Raw genomic sequence first — 17,143 nt, forward strand, 5'->3', positions numbered from 1 at the left:
ATCCGGATCGTTTAAATACCCTCCCTGTCTGCCTTCTATCTACCTTTATAACCTTAAGCAAACCAAAATCTTTGCGTTTGTGATCATCTGATATCTCTTCTGTTTTTCTCAATAACAGGCTGTTCGTCTGTCTGAGAACGCTTATCTGTAACCGACATTAGTGCCTTTAATCAGTGCCGTCAGGTGTGGGTTATGTCAGCTATTTCATCTTCCAGATAATTCAGGAGCGTAGCATGTTAGATATGCTGGTTCGTAATGCCACTCTGCCCGATGGCCGTAAAGGGATCGATATTGCGGTAGAGAACGGCAAAATCAGTGCCATTGGTGAGTCGATTCAGACGCCGGCAAAACAACAGATCGACGCGGCGGGCTGTTTGGTCACTCCGCCTTTTGTCGACAGCCACTTTCATATGGATTCTGCCCTCAGCCTCGGACAACCGAGACTGAACCAGTCCGGCACTTTGCTGGAGGGGATTCAGATCTGGGGCGAGCTCAAGCCCGATCTGACGGTGGAAGCGATCAAACAGCGGGCATTGCAGATGTGTCGCTGGTCAATTGCCCGCGGCACACTCTGTATCCGCAGTCACGTGGATATCTGCGATGACCGGTTACTGGCGGTACAGGCATTGCTGGAAGTACGTGAAGAGATGAAGCCCTACCTTGATCTGCAACTGGTGGCCTTCCCTCAGGATGGTTTCCTGCGTTATGGCCGCTCCCGCGAAAACCTGCTCAGAGCGCTGGATATGGGCGTTGATGTGGTGGGGGGCATCCCGCATTTTGAGCGCACTATGGACGAGGGTGCCAGTGCTGTACGCCAGTTATGTGAGATCGCCGAACAGCGTGGGTTGCAGGTTGATATGCACTGCGATGAAAGTGATGACCCGCACTCCCGGCATATCGAAACCCTGGCGTTTGAGACTCAGCGCCTCGGATTACAGGGCCGGGTTACTGGCTCCCACCTGACTTCAATGCACTCCATGGATAATTACTATGTCAGTAAGCTGCTGCCGCTGATGCGTGAGGCGGGTCTTCATGTGGTGGCTAATCCACTGATCAATATCACCTTGCAGGGACGGCATGACAGCTATCCGAAACGCCGCGGTATGACCCGGGTTCCTGAACTGATCCAGGCCGGGATCAATGTAGCCTTTGGCCATGATTGTGTGATGGACCCCTGGTACAGCCTGGGCAGCCACGACATGCTGGAGGTGGCGAATATGGGGCTGCATGTGGCACAGATGACCGGACTTGAGCAGATGCGACAGGCCTTTGCTGCGGTCACAGAAAATGGTGCCCGGGTACTGGGGCTGGAAGGCTATGGACTCGACGTTGGCTGCCATGCGGATTTTGTGGTGCTGCAGGCGCAGAGCCCGGTGGAGGCACTGCAACTGAAACCAAACCGGCTGTTTGTGGTGCGGCGTGGTCAGGTGATCGCGCGAACCCCGGCTCAGGAAAACTTTGTCTCGCTGGGCGCGGGAGAGGAATCACTGAGCTTCTCTACCGGGCGCTTCTGAGCCCGGAAATTTTCTCAATACGAATAAAAACAAGACAGGAGAAATACAATGTCTGACCGGCAAAACTCTGAGAACTACGCTGCTGTGCACGAGGACTATGCGCTATCCCCGGTCCCCGAAAGCGCACGGCGTGGTCTGCTTTCCATGTCTGCGGTGATGCTTGGCTTTACCTTTTTTGCCGCCAGTATGTGGACCGGAGGCACATTGGGTCAGGGCTTCAGGCTGTGGCCGGATCTGTTTATCGTGATCTTTGGTGGTAACCTGATTCTCGGGCTGTATGGCGCGTTGCTGGGCTACGCCGCAGCCAAAACCAACCTTTCCACGCATATTCTGGCGCGTTACGCCTTTGGTAAAAATGGCTCTAAGTTACCCTCGATGATGCTGGCGATTACCCAGATCGGCTGGTTTGGTGTGGGGGTGGCGATGTTTGCCTATCCGATCAACAAGTTTCTCGATATTCCCAATCTGCCACTGATTATCGGCGGCGGGATTCTGATGACCTACACCGTAGTCATCGGCTTCAAAGCGATCGAATGGCTGAGTACGATTGCAGTGCCGGCCATCCTGATACTGGGGTGTATGTCGGTGTACACCGCAATCTCTGATACTCAGGGGGGGCTGGATGCACTGTTGGCGGTGGCGCCGGCTGAACAGCTCACCTTTGCGGTAGGGATCTCGCTGGCGGTTGGTTCGTTTATCAGTGGTGCTACATTGACGCCGGATTTCGTTCGCTATGCGAAAAGCCGCAAAGTCGGGGTCTGGGCAACCATCATCGGTTTTACTTTTGGTAACAGCCTGATGTTTATCTTCGGTGCATTCGGCGCGGCGTCTACCGGGCTTTCAGATATTGCCGAGGTGTTGGCACAACAGGGGCTGCTGGGCGCAGGGATCGCACTGCTGGTGCTGAATATCTGGACTACCAATGATAATGCGCTGTATGCCTCGGGTCTGGGGCTGGCAAACATCACCGGTCTGAAGCGGGTACACTTGGTGATTGTCGCCGGTGCGATCGGGACGATTTTCGCGGAGTTCCTCTACAACAACTTTGTCAGTTGGCTGGTGTTTCTCAGCGTGTCGCTGCCGCCAATCGGCGGGGTGATCATTGCTGATTTCTATCTGCGCTGTAAAACCTGTTACGCGCAGCCGGATCAGCATCAGTTCAAATCAGTTAACTGGGCGGCGATTATCGCCTGGGCAATCGCCATCGGTGTTTCGTTTGCATCACCGGAGCGTGGTCTGTTCAGCGTCGCACCCCTGAACGCCATTATCAGTGCGATGCTGGGTTACTGCCTGCTGTATCGTCTGATCTACGGTGCCAATCAGCAAGAGCAGTCTGCCGTAGCCTGATCTGTAAAAAATAGCCTCTGAGTGCTGTAAACCTTGCCGCTACCTGTTCAGGTGGCGGCTTTTTTTTGGCGCAACGGGTGTGCATGGAATAGGCTGAAGGGCAGGCAAACATAAAGGAGTATTCAATATGCCGGTTTATGCCCTGAACCTTTTTGATATTTCAGATCGTGATGAATATCTTGCTTATGCTAGGCGCTCGGTTGATGCGGTGGCACGGCATGGTGGCAAGGTGATCTCGCTGGGTAAATTCCGTGAGTCCGTGCAGGGGGATATGCTGCCGCGCACGGTGATGATTCTGGTGGAGTGGAAATCTAAGGAGTCGTTCGAAAGCTATCGTTTTGATCCTGAACTGGCGGATCTGCACCCCCACCGGGAGAACGGTACTGAACATTATATCTGGCATCTGTTTGATAAACTGGATGACCTGCGGCCGATTTTGAAAGAAGATTGAGCCTTAACATGACAGTTTAAGGACAAAATAGTGGTTACCTGTTATCTGCGTTACGTGATTGACCCTTACAAACTGGCCGAGTTTGAACAGTATGCTCAGATGTGGATTCCGCTGGTGAACAAGTTCGGCGGTCAGCATCATGGCTACTTCCTGCCTTCTGAAGGGGCCAGTAATATCGCGCTGGCGCTGTTCAGCTTTCCGTCACTGGCTGAATATGAACAATACCGCAAAGACTCCATGCAGGATGAGGCTTGCCTTGCGGCTTTTCGCTTCGCAGAAGAAACCCGTTGTGTAATCAGCTACGAACGTAGCTTTATGCGTCCGCTGTTACCGGCCTGAACGGTTCCGGGCCATTGATATACAGGCTTCGTCACACGATGAGACGTTATTCAGTCGTTCTGTGCATCCTCCTGATGCTGCCTCTTTCAGTGCTGGCAGACCCGATCCGTCTGACGGCGGATGTCTGGCCGCCATACACCATGGACCCGCGACAGGGACGCGAAGGCTACCTGATTGAACTGGCCCGGGCGGTGTTTGAGGTGGCGGGTTATCAGGTGAGTTATGAGATCCGGCCCTATGCCCGGGGCATCCAGCAGACTCAGAATGGACAGATGGACGGGGTCGTGGGCATCTACCGCGAGGATGCACTGGCACGTGATCTTCTGGTGCCGGGCGAAATACTCGGCGTCAGCGAGAATGTGTTTTTTGTCAGAAAGGGGGACCGCTGGCAATATGATCCTGATGATTCAGAACGCTCTCTGCAGCGGCGTAAAATAGGCGTGATCAAAGATTACGTGTTTGCCGAGATTCAGACTTATCTGCAGCAGCATAAACACAGTCCGAAGGTTCAGTATGTTCATGGCGAAGCGCCGCTGGAAAAAAACCTGAAAAAACTGCGTAAAGATCGTATCGATACCCTGATTGATGACCGGATTGTGGTGTTATACACCGCCACAAAGCTGGGAATGGCGCAGGAGATTGCAGCAGCAGGGAGTCTGCATGCGCTCAACCCGGTGGTCATCGGCTTCTCCAGAGCCAACCCGGATAGCCCGGATTATGCCCGGATTCTTTCTGAAGGAATCCGCGCGATGCGGGCAAACGGGCAGTTGCAGTTGATACTGGATCGCTATGCTATTGACGACTGGCAGGGCGCTGTGAGCGAATAGCCGGGTAACAAAAGCGGGAATGGGCCTCGGTTAAGAAACGCCATCCCCGCTGTTTCGGTTGTGCAGAATCAGTTCAGATCGAAGCGATCCGCGTTCATCACTTTGACCCAGGCTTTAACGAAGTCATGGACAAACTTTTCACGGTTATCATCCTGCGCATAAACCTCAGCGTAAGCGCGGAGTATGGAGTTGGAACCGAACACCAGATCCACACGTGTTGCTGTCCACTTCACAGAGCCGGACTGACGTTCGCAGATCTCGTACAGGTTTTTACCGGCCGGTTTCCAGGTGTAATTCATATCCGTCAGGTTGACGAAAAAGTCATTACTCAGCACACCTTCGCGATCGGTTAAGACGCCCCGCTGGCTGCCACCATGGTTAGCGCCGAGCACCCGCATACCGCCGATCAGTACCGTCATCTCCGGAGCGGTCAGGCCCATTAACTGGGCGCGATCCAATAACATCTCCTCGGCTGAAACCACATAATCATCCTGCTTCATCCAGTTGCGGAAGCCATCATGCAACGGCTCCAGCACCTCAAAGGATTCTTCGTCGGTCATTGCCTGAGTCGCATCACCGCGACCCGGGGTGAAAGGCACATCGATATTCACGCCGCCGTCGCGGGCTGCTTTCTCCAGTGCTGCACAGCCGCCAAGTACAATCAGGTCTGCCATTGACACCGGTTTATCCAGACTGGTCTGAAGGGTTTCCAGTGCGCTCAGCACCTTCTGTAACCGGGCGGGTTCGTTGCCCTCCCAGTCCTTTTGCGGAGCCAGACGAATCCGACCACCGTTCGCGCCGCCACGGTAGTCCGAACCACGGAAGGTACGGGCGCTGTCCCAGGCGGTGGCGATCAGTTCTGAAACGCTGAGGCCGCTGGCCATAATCTGCTGTTTCAGGTCGGCAATTTCAGTGTCGCTCAGATGATAATCCACGGTCGGGATCGGGTCCTGCCAGATCAGATCTTCAGCGGGTACGTCGGCGCCCAGATAGCGGCTTTTCGGCCCCATATCCCGGTGTGTCAGTTTGAACCAGGCGCGGGCAAAGGTTTCCGAGAAGTAGGCCTGATCCTGATGGAAGCGCTCGGAGATTTTGCGGTAATCCGGGTCCATCTTCATCGCCATGTCCGCATCGGTCATGATCGGGTTATAGCGGATTGAAGGATCTTCCACGTCAACCGGTTTGTCTTCCTCTTTAATAGCTACCGGTTCCCACTGCCAGGCGCCGGCAGGGCTTTTCTTCAGTTCCCACTCATGGTTCAGCAGCAGGTTAAAATAGCCGTTATCCCACTGGGTCGGATGAGTGGTCCATGCGCCTTCGAGACCACTGGTCACCGTGTCCCGACCGACGCCGCGACCCACTTTATTGTTCCAGCCAAGGCCCTGTTCTTCGACATCTGCAGCTTCCGGTTCAGGCCCCAGATTGTCGGCGTTGCCGTTACCGTGTGCTTTACCCACGGTGTGGCCACCGGCGGTGAGGGCCACGGTTTCTTCATCATCCATACCCATGCGGGCGAAGGTGACGCGTACATCCTGCGCGGTTTTAAGCGGATCCGGCTTACCATCAACCCCTTCAGGGTTAACGTAGATCAGGCCCATCATCACCGCCGCCAGCGGGTTCTGCAGGTCGCGCTCGCCCGAATAACGGCTGTTCGGGTTTTCCGTGGGTGCCAGCCACTCTTTCTCGGCACCCCAGAACGTATCTTTCTCAGGATGCCAGATGTCAGGGCGGCCGCCGCCGAAGCCAAAGGTTTTCAGGCCCATGGATTCATAAGCCATATTACCGGCGAGGATGATCAGATCTGCCCAGGAGAGGTTGTTGCCATATTTCTTTTTAATGGGCCAGAGCAGACGACGGGCTTTATCCAGATTGGCGTTATCCGGCCAACTGTTCAGTGGAGCGAAACGCTGGTTACCGGTGCCACCGCCACCACGGCCGTCGGCAATACGGTAACTACCCGCTGCGTGCCAGGTCATGCGGATCATCAGGCCGCCGTAGTGCCCCCAGTCGGCAGGCCACCATGCCTGGCTGTCAGTCATCAGGCTTTTCAGGTCCTGTTTAACCGCTTCCAGATCAAGCTTTTTGAACGCCTCGGCGTAGTCGAAACTCTCGCCTAGCGGGTCGGTTTTATGATCGTGCTGATGCAGGATGTCCAGATTGAGGGTTTTGGGCCACCAGTCGACATTGGTGCTGTCCGAGGTGGTATTACCACCATGCATAAACGGGCATTTTCCTGCGCTTTGATTACTCTGGCTCACGGCGTATTCCTTTCGTTGGTTGGCATCTCTTATCAGTAGGTACTGCTCTGTTTTGCTGATATGTTTTCCGGTCCTTTCAGCCTAGTCTCACCGGTTCACTTATAGAAATATCAATTTCCAATACCGTTGATAGTGACTGGCAATCACAGCCGTTACGCAGTTAGCCCCATTTCAGATGTGTATGGATGCACCGGGATAGGGCAGGCTCGGCTGCGCAGGCCCATAAATATAGCGGTCGCTGTGCGCAAAAATGGCAATTCTTTAGCTAACCATCTGATTAATAAGGTTTTTTCATAGTTGGTACGATTCTTCGATATTCCTATTAAGAAATAAATATTCTTAACGGGAGTTTCAAAGATGAAGTTGATAAGCGCGATCATACGCCCCCACAAGCTGGAGGACGTTCGTGAAGCCCTGCAGGAGGTGGGGGTCAAAGGAATTACGGTGTCTGAGGTCAGGGGTTATGGCCGCCAGTCAGGCCACACCGAGCTTTATCGTGGTGCCGAGTACAAGATTGAGTTCCAGCCCAAGATAAAACTTGAGGTAGCCGTTTCCGGGGATCAGGAAGAGGCTGTTGCAGAGGCGATCTGCAATGCAGGCGCCACCGGCAAGGTGGGCGATGGAAAGATTTTTGTTTTTGATCTGGAACAGGTCGTCCGTATCAGAACGGCAGAATCCGGCGAAATGGCGTTGTAAGGAGTAAACCATGGAAAACCTTTCTTTAGAGCTGGCCTATGCGCTGGACACCTTTTACTTTCTGATGTGCACCGTACTGGTGATGTGGATGGCCGCAGGCTTTGCCATGCTCGAGGCCGGTCTGGTTCGGGCTAAAAACACCGTTGAGATTCTCAACAAGAATGCGCTGCTTTACGGTATCGCCTGTATTGTTTATCTGCTGGTCGGCTACAACGTCATGTACCCGGCTAATCCGGTGAGCAGTTTTATTCCGGGCCTCGACTTTATGCTGGGCGCGGATAACAGTGCGGAATCTGTGCTGGCGGGCGGTGACGATGCGCCGTACTACTCCGGTATGGCTGACTTTATCTTCCAGGCAGTATTCGCGGCAGCGACCATGTCGATTGTATCCGGCGCGGTGGCTGAGCGGATGCGCCTCTGGCCGTTCCTCACCTTCGCCATCTTTATGGTCGCTTTTATCTACCCGGTAGAGGGTTACTGGAAGTGGGGCGGTGGTTTCCTCGACCAGTTGGGCTTCCAGGATTTTGCCGGATCTGTTGTGGTGCATATGGCGGGTGCTGCGGCGGCGCTGGCGGCTGTGATTCTGGTGGGGCCACGTAAAGGCCGTTACGGAAAACAGGGCGAAGTGAATGCAATTCCGGGTGCGAACCTGCCCATGGCGACACTGGGCATGTTTATCCTCTGGATGGGCTGGTTTGGCTTCAACGGTGGCTCTGAGCTCAAGATCGCCAACGTGGATGAAGCCAATGCGGTTGCGAAAATCTTTGTCAATACCAATGCGGCCGCGGCTGCGGGTATGGTGGCTGCGGCGCTGCTGGCTCGGGCACTGTTTGGCAAAACCGACCTGACTATGACCATTAACGGTGCGTTGGCAGGTCTGGTGGCGATCACCGCTGAACCGCTGGCACCTACGGCGGGGCTGGCGACCGTTATAGGCGCTATTGGCGGCCTGGTTGTGGTGGGTTCTGTGCTGATGCTGGATAAGCTGAAGCTCGATGACCCGGTCGGGGCGATCTCCGTTCATGGCTCTGCCGGTATCTGGGGGATCTTCGCGGTACTGTTAAGTAACCCCGATGCGACCTTTGCCGGTCAGTTGATCGGTACGGTGGCGACCTTTGTCTGGATGTTTGCCGCTTCCTTTGTGGTGCTGCTGATCATTAAAAAGACCATGGGTCTGCGGGTCAGTGATGAGGAAGAGATGGAAGGTATGGATGTGTACGAATGTGGTATGACGGCTTATCCGGAATTCACCAAAGATAAATAAACACCTTCGCCGACAAAAAAACACCGGCCCTGTGCCGGTGTTTTTTTTGTGCCGTGGCGCTGAACAGTGAGCGTTTTATTCGTTGTCGTAGTGAATGATCGAGAGCAGCTTGATAGGGACTTCAACCAGCCGCTCCGGGCCGTGAGGAACTTCGGCATCGAAGGTCAGGCTGTCGCCGGCTTCCATCTCATAAAGGTGGTTGCCGTGGCGGTAAACCAGACTACCGGAAACCAGATAGATAAACTCCTCACCCGGATGGGAGAAGGTGGGAAATACCTCTGAGAGATCGTCCATGCTCACCATAAACGGCTCAAAGTTGGTTTTTCCGCCGCGTTTGTATGTGAGTAGCTGGTAGGTGTGACCCTTCTCGGTGCCGCGCCGGACCACTTCCAGCCCTTCACCGGCCTTGGTGAACTGGGCTCCGCCATCGGGACGATCATAGTCGGTAAACAGTTTCGAAATCGGCAGGCCAATCGCGTTACACAGTCGGCTCAGGGTTTCCAGACTGGTTGAGACCTGAGCGTTCTCTATCTTACTCACCATCCCCTGACTGATACCGGATATCCGTGCTACATCGACCAGTTTCAGCCCCTCATCAAGACGGGCTTTTTTGACCTTCATGCCGATGTACTGGTCAAGATCAAACTTGGTGTCCTTTGTGTCGTTCATCGCGAAACGTGCCTCTATCTGGTGCCATGTGTGCTAAACCGGTGCGCTTTATCGGTGTGCAAACGGGTGTCGCTGAATCCTCATAATATTCCCACAAAGAAAATAATTTTACCAATTCTTTGTAAATCAACGGCTTATCGCATTGGGAAATAAATATTCCCAATAGGAAATTCGTTGGCACGCTCTGTGCTTTCCTATTAGGTAAATAAATTTACTGAAATGAAAGTGCCTGATTCTGGCCCAGCAAGCGGCAGGTACGAAAAGCATGGAGTAAGGAAATGTCCAAAGATATAGATAAGTTCATCAGTGACAATGAGATCAAATATATCCTGGCTCAATTTGTGGATATTCATGGTGTTGCCAAGACTAAATCAGTGCCGGCTCACTGTCTGATGGACGTGGTTGAAAGCGGTGCGGGTTTTGCCGGGTTTGCGGTCTGGGGTCTGGGAATGGAGCCGCATGGTCCTGACTTCATGGCACGCGGTGATCTGGATACCCTGTCGATTGTTCCCTGGCAGCCGGGTTATGCACGTATTGTCTGCGATGGTCATGTGAATGGCGAACCCTACCCATATGACAGCCGGGTGGTTCTGAAGAAGCAGTTGAAAAAGCTGGCCGATAAAGGCTGGACTCTGAACACCGGTCTGGAACCTGAGTTCTCTCTGTTCAGCCGCGCCGAAGATGGCAGTCTGGCCCCGGTTGATGAGACCGACCAACTCGATAAGCCCTGCTACGACTATAAAGGCCTGTCCCGTTCCCGCGAGTTTCTGGAAACGCTGGTGGAGTCTCTGCAGAAGCTGGACTTCGATGTCTATCAGATCGATCACGAGGACGCTAACGGCCAGTTCGAGATCAACTACACCTACGGAAATGCGCTGGAGTCTGCGGACCGTTTCACCATGGTGCGGATGGCGGCCGGTGAGATCGCCAATGATCTGGGCATGATCTGCTCCTTTATGCCTAAACCGGCTTCCGACCGCACCGGTAACGGCATGCACTTCCATCTCTCCATTACCGATAAAGATGGCAAAAACCTGTTTAACGATGACAGTGATGTGAACGGTATGGGCCTGTCGAAGATGGCGTACCACTTCACCGCCGGTCTGCTGCATCACGCCAAAGCGCTGTGCGCCTTCTCTGCACCGACCGTGAATTCATATAAACGACTGGTTGTTGGCGGTTCGGCTTCCGGCGCCACCTGGGCACCGGCCTATATCGCTTACGGTGACAATAACCGTTCCGCCATGGTGCGGGTGCCTTATGGCCGACTCGAGTTCCGCCTGCCGGATTCCGGCTGCAACCCGTATCTGGTTCACGCTGCGCTGATTGCGGCCGGTCTGGACGGGATCGAGCGGGAGCTGGACCCGGGCGCGCCGAAAAATATCAATCTCTATGCCCTGAGCGAAGCGGAACGCGAAGCCGAAGGGATCGAAATTCTGCCGCAGAACCTGAACGAAGCACTGGATGCGCTGGAAGCAGACAGCGTACTTAAAGAGCGTCTGGGCAGTGAAATTGTTGATGAGTTCCTGAAAGTGAAACGCGCGGAGTGGATCGATTACAGCCGCCATGTTTCCGACTGGGAACTGAAGCGTTACGCCGAATTTTTCTAATTTACCTGGCTGAGAAGAGTTGAGGTTTTTATGTGTGGAATAGTGGGTCTTTATCTTAAAAACAAAGCACTGGAGAGCCAGCTGGGTGAACTATTTACTCCCATGCTGATTGCGATGACGGACCGTGGTCCTGACAGTGCCGGGTTCGCCATTTATGGTGATGAAGTGGCAGAGGATGCAACCAAGCTGACCCTGCGCCATAGCGATGAATCTTATGACTGGGATCAGTTGGCGATCGCACTGCAGGACAGCCTTGGCTGCGGTGTTGAGTGGTTCAAGAACAGCAAAGTCGCTGTGTTTAAAGTACAGACCGATGCGGATCAGGCGCTGGCAATGGTGCGCTCGGTAGCACCGGATGTGCTGGTGCTGAGTGCCGGCCAGTCGATCGAAATCCTCAAAGAGGTGGGGCTGCCGGAGAATATCGCCGGAACCTTTAACCTCTCTGGAATGAAGGGCAGCCATATCATCGGCCATACCCGCATGGCGACAGAATCTGCGGTCACCATGGAGGGCAGTCACCCGTTCTCAACCGGAATGGATCTGTGTCTGGTGCACAACGGCTCCCTCTCTAATCACAACCGACTGCGTGAAGAGCTGAAACGTGCAGGTGTTGAGTTCCAGACTGAGAACGATTCCGAAGTTGCAGCAGGTTACCTGACCTGGCGTCTGCAGGAAGGCGACACGCTGAATCAGGCACTGGAAAACGCGCTTAAGGATCTGGATGGTTTCTTTACCTTCACCATCGGCACCCGCGACGGCTTTGCCGTGGTACGCGATCCGATCGCCTGTAAGCCTGCGGTTCTGGCGGAAACGGATGACTACGTGGCGATGGCTTCAGAGTATCAGGCGCTGACAACCCTGCCGGGAATCGAGAATGCCAGAGTCTGGGAGCCGGAGCCGGCCACCATCTATGTCTGGGAACGTGATCAGTAAGAGCTTAGTGAAGGATAGAACGATGAAATCGATCAATTTAGCAGAAAAGACAGTTCGTGACCTGAATCAGGCTCTGCATGAACAGGCAGTTGAGTGTACCGAACGGGAGTGGGAAGTGCTGGAGCCGAAAGGGCAGCACAACCTGGCCTGCGGTCTTGACCAGAATCTGTCCGTCGATATTAAGGGGCACGCCGGTTACTTCTGTGCCGGTATGAACAAAAAAGCCCATGTTACGGTGCACGGCAATGCCGGTCAGGGTGTGGCAGAGAACATGATGTCCGGTACCGTCCGGGTCAAAGGCGATGCGTCTCAGGCGGCAGGTGCTACCGCTCACGGTGGCCTGCTGGTCATCGAAGGCAATGCCGGTGCGCGCTGCGGTATCTCCATGAAAGGGGTCGATATCGTGGTTAAAGGCAACGTCGGTCATATGAGCTGCTTTATGGGCCAGGCGGGTTCGCTGGTGGTTTGCGGCGATGCGGGTGATGCGCTGGGCGATTCCCTCTACGAGGTGCATATCTACGTGAAGGGCAGCGTGAAATCACTGGGTGCCGACTGCGTTGAGAAAGAGATGCGCGATGAGCACATTGAGGAGCTGACCGCATTGCTGAACCGCGCCGGGGTCGATGAAGATCCGGCTCAGTTCAAGCGCTACGGCTCCGCCCGTGGTCTCTATAACTTTAAAGTTGATAACGCATCAGCCTATTAATGCTGGATCTTGAGGACAGAACAATGAGTGAAGATATTAATGTGAAAGATGGCCTGCGGGAATCAGCAACCTTTGACCGCACAACGATGGCCGAAATCCGTCGCGCTGCCGACACCGGTATTTACGATATCCGTGGCTTTGGTGCAAAACGTAAACTGCCGCACTTTGATGACCTGCTGTTTCTGGGCGCAAGCATGTCGCGCTACCCGCTGGAGGGTTACCGCGAGAAGTGCAACACCTCCGTTACACTGGGTACCCGCTTCGCGAAGAAGCCGATTGTGCTGGATATTCCGGTCACTATCGCCGGCATGAGTTTTGGTGCGCTGTCGGCAAACGCCAAAGAGGCGCTGGGGCGTGGCGCCTCTCTGATGGGCACCTCCACCACCACCGGTGATGGTGGTATGACACCGGAAGAGCGCGGTCAGTCGAGCAAACTGGTGTATCAGTACCTGCCATCGCGCTACGGCATGAACCCGGATGATCTGCGCAAAGCGGATGCGATCGAAGTCGTACTCGGACAGGGCGCGAAACCCGGTGGCGGCGGCATGCTGCTGGGGCAGAAGATCACCGATCGTGTGGCACAGATGCGTACCCTGCCAAAAGGCGTGGATCAGCGTTCTGCCTGCCGTCACCCGGACTGGACCGGCCCGGATGATCTGGCGATCAAAATTCAGGAACTGCGCGAAATTACCGACTGGCAGGTACCGATCTACATTAAAGTCGGTGCTACCCGTACCTACTACGATGTGAAGCTGGCGGTGAAAGCCGGTGCCGATGTGATCGTGGTGGATGGTATGCAGGGCGGTACTGCCGCGACTCAGGATGTGTTTATCGAACACGTGGGTATTCCAACGCTGGCCGCGATTCCTCAGGCGGTACAGGCACTGCAGGAGATGGGCATGCACCGTAAGGTACAGCTTATTGTCTCCGGTGGTATCCGTAACGGTGCCGATGTAGCCAAGTGTATGGCACTGGGAGCCGATGCGGTGGCGATTGGTACCGCAGCGCTGGTGGCGCTGGGTTGTAACCACCCGATGTACGATGAAGAGTTCAAAAAGATCGGTTCCGCCGCAGGTTTTTACGATGATTACCACGAAGGTAAAGACCCGGCCGGTATCTCCACGCAGGACCCGGAGCTGATGAAACGGCTCGATCCGGTGGTGGCGGGTCGTAAACTGGCAAACTACCTGAATGTACTGACGCTGGAAGCACAGACCCTGGCCCGCGCCTGCGGTAAAAATGATCTGCGTAACCTGGAACCGGAAGATCTGGTCGCGCTGACGGTTGAATCCGCAGCGATGGCGCGTGTGCCACTGGCCGGTACTACCTGGATTCCCGGTCAGCAATTCTAATTAATTAATCGAATCAATATGTTACGCGAGGTGCGTGGCGCCTCGCCGGGGTTCTTTTGTCTCGAAAAACCCGGACATAGCCAATCAGGGGGGCCGTAGGGGCTGCTGTTATGACAAACGAGAGTACAAACAAAGAATACATTCTGAAGGTGAGCTGCCCGGCGCGCAGCGGCATTGTGTCAGCTATGAGCGTGTTTCTGGCGGATCGGGGCTGCTACATCAGTGAGATGAGCCAGTACGATGATCCGGACAGCCATACCTTCTTTACCCGTTGCCGCTTTCATGTGGAGCAGGGCGCCTATGGTCTGAGTGACCTGCGCGGCGAGTTCGAAGCGATCGCGGAACAGTTTGATATGGACTGGAAACTGGTGGCAGCCGATCAGCCGACCAAAGTGCTGATCATGGTCAGCAAGTTCGACCACTGTCTGGATGATCTTCTGTACCGCCTGCACAAAGGCGAAATCAACATGGAGATCACCGCGATTGTCTCCAACCACAAAGATCTGCGGCCCATGGCCGAGCGTGAGGGGATTCGCTTTATCCACCTGCCGGTGAATAAAGAGAACAAACGCGATCAGGAAAACGCGCTGCTGGAGATTGTTGAGGAATCCGGTACCGAGCTGGTGGTGCTGGCGCGCTACATGCAGATCCTCTCCGACAACCTGTGTGCTGAGTTGAGCGGTCGTGCGATCAATATTCACCACTCCTTCCTGCCCGGTTTCAAAGGTGCCAAGCCTTACCATCAGGCCCATGAGCGCGGTGTGAAACTGATCGGTGCCACGTCGCACTATGTGACCTCCGATCTGGATGAAGGCCCGATCATCGAGCAGGCGGTTCAGCCGGTGGATCACACCTACAGCCCTGAAGCGCTGGTTGCGGTGGGCCGGGATACTGAAACCGTGGCGCTGGCCAAGGCGGTGAAGATGCATGTGGAGCACAGGGTATTTCTCGACGGCAACAAGACGGTTGTCTTCAAGTAGGGGTGATTGCAATGGCATCGTTAATAGACGGCAAGCAGATATCACAGCAGGTGATCGATGAGGTGGCCCTTGGGGTCACCGCATTCAGACAACACTATGCACGTACACCGGGCCTCGCCGTGGTGCTGGTGGGGGAAGACCCCGCCAGCCAGGTGTATGTCCGTAACAAGGTGAAGCGGGCCGGTGAAGTGGGGATGAACTCCATCGAGCACAAGCTGCCGGCGGACTGCTCGCAGGAGACACTTAACCAACTGATTGCTGAGCTGAATGCGAACCCGGCAGTCGACGGCATTCTGGTGCAGTTGCCTCTGCCAGATCATCTCAACGAGGCGGAAGTGATCGCAGCGATCTCACCACAGAAAGATGTGGATGGCTTTCACCCGATGAATGTCGGTGCGCTGGCCTGTGGCGAACCTGCGCTGGTGCCCTGCACCCCACTGGGTTGCATGATCATGCTGCGTCAGGTCTGTGACGATCTGAGTGGAAAACATGCCGTGGTGATCGGTCGTTCCAACATCGTCGGTAAACCGATGGCGGCACTGCTGCTGCAGGCGAACTGCAGTGTCACGGTGGTGCACTCCCGCACCCGCAATATCGAAGCGATCTGTTCTCAGGCGGATATCGTCGTTGCGGCAATCGGTCGCCCGGAGCAGGTCAAATCGAGCTGGATCAAACCGGGCGCGATTGTGATTGATGTGGGTATCAATGCCATCGAGCGGGACGGTCGCCGGCGTCTGGTCGGGGATGTGGACTTTGCCAACGCAGAGCCACTTGCCAGCGCGATTACCCCGGTTCCGGGGGGCGTGGGGCCAATGACCATCGCCTGCCTTATGCAGAACACACTGACCGCAGCCCGGGCAATCGAAGCACAACGGGAAGCCCGGCTGAAAGCCGGTTAATCATTCAGTTTTATCTATCTGAAATAGATTATGGAGGCAGGGCTTATGCCTTTCTCATTACTTAAGTATGGTCTGAATAAAGACTATCCATTTGAAAAACACGCCGATCTGCCGGCGCCTGCGGAGCTGAAATCCAGCTACGATGTGGTCATCATCGGTGCTGGCGGCCACGGGGTTGCCACCGCCTACTATCTGGCAAAGTACCATGGCATTACCAATGTTGCGGTGTTAGAGAAAGGCTATCTGGGCGGCGGCAACACCGCACGTAACACGGCGGTGATCCGTTCCAACTACCTGACTCCGGAAGGGGTAAAGTTCTATACCGAATCGGTCAGACTGTTTGAAGGCTTATCCAACGAGTTTGATTTCAACATCATGTATTCGAAGCGGGGTCAGCTTACGCTGGCGCATACCGATGCGGCAGTGCGCGGATTCCGCCAGCGGGCGGAGATCAACCGTCACTATGGCGGTAAAACCGAGCTGATCGATCCGCAGCAGATCAAAGAGCTGGTGCCAACGCTGAATATGAACCCGGGGCATCTGCCGGTTCTGGCCGGGCTATGGCACATGGACGGGGCGACCGCACGGCATGATGCGGTGGCCTGGGGCTACGCCAAAGGCGCTACCCAGCGCGGGGTTGAGCTGCACCAACTGACCGAAGTCACGGATATTGTGGTGACCAATAACCGGGTAACGGCGGTGAAAACCAACCGTGGCACGATTCAGTGTGGCTGCGCCATTCAGGCCGTGGCCGGACACAGTTCACTGCTGGCAGCTAAAGCCGGATTCCGCATGCCGATTCAGTCCTATCCGCTGCAGGCGATGGTGACCCAGCCGGTGAAACCCTTCCTTGATCCACTGGTCAGCTCGCCCTCGCTGCACTGCTATGTGCAGCAGACCGGGCGCGGAGAGCTGGTGTTTGGCGGCGGCTCTGATCCCTATCCGCTGTATAACACCCGCTCCACCATGGATCTGAAAGAGAGCCTGCTGGCCCATGCGATTGAGCTGTTCCCGTTTATGGCGAACATGCGCCTGATGCGGCAGTGGGCGGGCCTGACCGACATGACCTCGGACTACAGTCCGATTATGGGGCTGAGCCCGGTTGAAAATTACTATCTGGATGCCGGCTGGGGCACCTGGGGCTTTAAGTCCACCCCAATCTGCGGCAAGACCATGGCTGAACTGGTCTCCAGCGGGGGCAAGGTGCCTGAGCTGATCCAGCCGTTCTCTATGGCCCGCTTTGACAGTTTCCGTCAGGTCAACGAGATGGGCGCTACGGCTGCCAGTCACTAAGGGGG

At 55.1% G+C, this 17,143-nt stretch carries 16 protein-coding genes; 14 read left to right on the top strand and 2 right to left on the bottom strand.

Annotated elements, in window-relative coordinates; all coding sequences use genetic code 11:
* Positions 1-233 precede the first annotated feature (233 nt).
* The 5 genes from QUD59_RS15525 (at position 234) to QUD59_RS15545 (ending at position 4,478) form a co-directional block, all read left to right on the top strand.
* A complete protein-coding gene (locus tag QUD59_RS15525) occupies positions 234-1,514 on the top strand; it encodes an amidohydrolase family protein (RefSeq protein ID WP_286238087.1) in 1,281 nt (426 codons plus the stop codon).
* Positions 1,515-1,562: 48 nt separating this feature from the next.
* The gene (codB, locus tag QUD59_RS15530) at positions 1,563-2,861 is read left to right on the top strand and encodes a cytosine permease (protein WP_286238088.1); all 1,299 of its coding nucleotides are present in this window, start codon (positions 1,563-1,565) and stop codon (positions 2,859-2,861) included.
* A gap of 127 nt (positions 2,862-2,988) precedes the next feature.
* Complete coding sequence (locus tag QUD59_RS15535) at positions 2,989-3,312, top strand: DUF1330 domain-containing protein (RefSeq protein WP_286238089.1); 324 nt, start codon at positions 2,989-2,991, stop codon at positions 3,310-3,312.
* Positions 3,313-3,342: 30 nt separating this feature from the next.
* The gene (locus QUD59_RS15540; RefSeq protein ID WP_286238090.1) at positions 3,343-3,651 is read left to right on the top strand and encodes an NIPSNAP family protein; all 309 of its coding nucleotides are present in this window, start codon (positions 3,343-3,345) and stop codon (positions 3,649-3,651) included.
* A 38-nt stretch (positions 3,652-3,689) separates the two neighbouring features.
* Positions 3,690-4,478, top strand: a complete 789-nt coding sequence (locus QUD59_RS15545) for a substrate-binding periplasmic protein (protein ID WP_286238091.1) — start codon at positions 3,690-3,692, stop codon at positions 4,476-4,478.
* Positions 4,479-4,546: 68 nt separating this feature from the next.
* On the opposite strand, the gene katG is transcribed toward QUD59_RS15545, so the two are convergent.
* Positions 4,547-6,697 (bottom strand): catalase/peroxidase HPI, encoded by a 2,151-nt coding sequence (gene katG, locus QUD59_RS15550; RefSeq protein WP_286241043.1) that lies wholly within the window; start codon positions 6,695-6,697, stop codon positions 4,547-4,549.
* Positions 6,698-7,093: 396 nt separating this feature from the next.
* Between katG and QUD59_RS15555 the strand changes: the two genes are divergently transcribed.
* A complete protein-coding gene (locus tag QUD59_RS15555; protein ID WP_286238092.1) occupies positions 7,094-7,432 on the top strand; it encodes a P-II family nitrogen regulator in 339 nt (112 codons plus the stop codon).
* 10 nt (positions 7,433-7,442) lie between these two features.
* Entirely contained in the window at positions 7,443-8,696 is a 1,254-nt protein-coding gene (locus QUD59_RS15560; protein WP_286238093.1) for an ammonium transporter, read from the top strand.
* A 75-nt stretch (positions 8,697-8,771) separates the two neighbouring features.
* On the opposite strand, the gene QUD59_RS15565 is transcribed toward QUD59_RS15560, so the two are convergent.
* Positions 8,772-9,365 (bottom strand): helix-turn-helix domain-containing protein, encoded by a 594-nt coding sequence (locus tag QUD59_RS15565; protein WP_286238094.1) that lies wholly within the window; start codon positions 9,363-9,365, stop codon positions 8,772-8,774.
* Positions 9,366-9,643: 278 nt separating this feature from the next.
* Between QUD59_RS15565 and glnT the strand changes: the two genes are divergently transcribed.
* The 7 genes from glnT to QUD59_RS15600 all read left to right on the top strand — a co-directional run bounded on the left by glnT (position 9,644) and on the right by QUD59_RS15600 (position 17,138).
* Positions 9,644-10,975 (top strand): type III glutamate--ammonia ligase, encoded by a 1,332-nt coding sequence (gene glnT, locus QUD59_RS15570; protein WP_286238096.1) that lies wholly within the window; start codon positions 9,644-9,646, stop codon positions 10,973-10,975.
* Between the two features lie 30 nt (positions 10,976-11,005).
* Positions 11,006-11,908 (top strand): class II glutamine amidotransferase, encoded by a 903-nt coding sequence (locus QUD59_RS15575; RefSeq protein ID WP_286238097.1) that lies wholly within the window; start codon positions 11,006-11,008, stop codon positions 11,906-11,908.
* Between the two features lie 22 nt (positions 11,909-11,930).
* Positions 11,931-12,614, top strand: a complete 684-nt coding sequence (locus tag QUD59_RS15580) for a GltB/FmdC/FwdC-like GXGXG domain-containing protein (RefSeq protein ID WP_286238098.1) — start codon at positions 11,931-11,933, stop codon at positions 12,612-12,614.
* A gap of 23 nt (positions 12,615-12,637) precedes the next feature.
* Positions 12,638-13,966: an FMN-binding glutamate synthase family protein gene (locus QUD59_RS15585; protein WP_286238099.1), complete on the top strand. Its 1,329-nt coding sequence runs from the start codon at positions 12,638-12,640 to the stop codon at positions 13,964-13,966.
* A 110-nt stretch (positions 13,967-14,076) separates the two neighbouring features.
* Positions 14,077-14,946 carry a formyltetrahydrofolate deformylase gene (gene purU / locus QUD59_RS15590; RefSeq protein ID WP_286238101.1) on the top strand — a complete coding sequence of 290 codons (870 nt, stop codon included), beginning with the start codon at positions 14,077-14,079 and terminating at the stop codon, positions 14,944-14,946.
* Between the two features lie 11 nt (positions 14,947-14,957).
* Positions 14,958-15,845 carry a bifunctional methylenetetrahydrofolate dehydrogenase/methenyltetrahydrofolate cyclohydrolase FolD gene (folD, locus tag QUD59_RS15595; protein WP_286238102.1) on the top strand — a complete coding sequence of 296 codons (888 nt, stop codon included), beginning with the start codon at positions 14,958-14,960 and terminating at the stop codon, positions 15,843-15,845.
* Positions 15,846-15,890: 45 nt separating this feature from the next.
* Positions 15,891-17,138 carry an FAD-dependent oxidoreductase gene (locus QUD59_RS15600; protein WP_286238104.1) on the top strand — a complete coding sequence of 416 codons (1,248 nt, stop codon included), beginning with the start codon at positions 15,891-15,893 and terminating at the stop codon, positions 17,136-17,138.
* The last annotated feature ends 5 nt before the right edge of the window (positions 17,139-17,143 follow it).

The sequence above is a fragment of the Neptuniibacter halophilus genome (assembly GCF_030295765.1).
GTDB classification, from domain to species: Bacteria; Pseudomonadota; Gammaproteobacteria; order Pseudomonadales; family Balneatricaceae; genus Neptuniibacter; species Neptuniibacter halophilus.

Bases quoted from the DNA above. Each gene is read 5' to 3' on its own strand.
- glnT (WP_286238096.1), top strand. From the start codon at position 9,644: ATGTCCAAAGATATAGATAAGTTCATCAGTGACAATGAGATCAAATAT.
- QUD59_RS15555 (WP_286238092.1), top strand. From the start codon at position 7,094: ATGAAGTTGATAAGCGCGATCATACGCCCCCACAAGCTGGAGGACGTT.
- katG (WP_286241043.1), bottom strand. From the start codon at position 6,697: ATGCATGGTGGTAATACCACCTCGGACAGCACCAATGTCGACTGGTGG.
- QUD59_RS15535 (WP_286238089.1), top strand. From the start codon at position 2,989: ATGCCGGTTTATGCCCTGAACCTTTTTGATATTTCAGATCGTGATGAA.
- QUD59_RS15580 (WP_286238098.1), top strand. From the start codon at position 11,931: ATGAAATCGATCAATTTAGCAGAAAAGACAGTTCGTGACCTGAATCAG.
- QUD59_RS15525 (WP_286238087.1), top strand. From the start codon at position 234: ATGTTAGATATGCTGGTTCGTAATGCCACTCTGCCCGATGGCCGTAAA.
- folD (WP_286238102.1), top strand. From the start codon at position 14,958: ATGGCATCGTTAATAGACGGCAAGCAGATATCACAGCAGGTGATCGAT.
- QUD59_RS15600 (WP_286238104.1), top strand. From the start codon at position 15,891: ATGCCTTTCTCATTACTTAAGTATGGTCTGAATAAAGACTATCCATTT.
- QUD59_RS15545 (WP_286238091.1), top strand. From the start codon at position 3,690: ATGAGACGTTATTCAGTCGTTCTGTGCATCCTCCTGATGCTGCCTCTT.
- QUD59_RS15565 (WP_286238094.1), bottom strand. From the start codon at position 9,365: ATGAACGACACAAAGGACACCAAGTTTGATCTTGACCAGTACATCGGC.
- QUD59_RS15560 (WP_286238093.1), top strand. From the start codon at position 7,443: ATGGAAAACCTTTCTTTAGAGCTGGCCTATGCGCTGGACACCTTTTAC.
- purU (WP_286238101.1), top strand. From the start codon at position 14,077: ATGACAAACGAGAGTACAAACAAAGAATACATTCTGAAGGTGAGCTGC.
- codB (WP_286238088.1), top strand. From the start codon at position 1,563: ATGTCTGACCGGCAAAACTCTGAGAACTACGCTGCTGTGCACGAGGAC.
- QUD59_RS15575 (WP_286238097.1), top strand. From the start codon at position 11,006: ATGTGTGGAATAGTGGGTCTTTATCTTAAAAACAAAGCACTGGAGAGC.
- QUD59_RS15585 (WP_286238099.1), top strand. From the start codon at position 12,638: ATGAGTGAAGATATTAATGTGAAAGATGGCCTGCGGGAATCAGCAACC.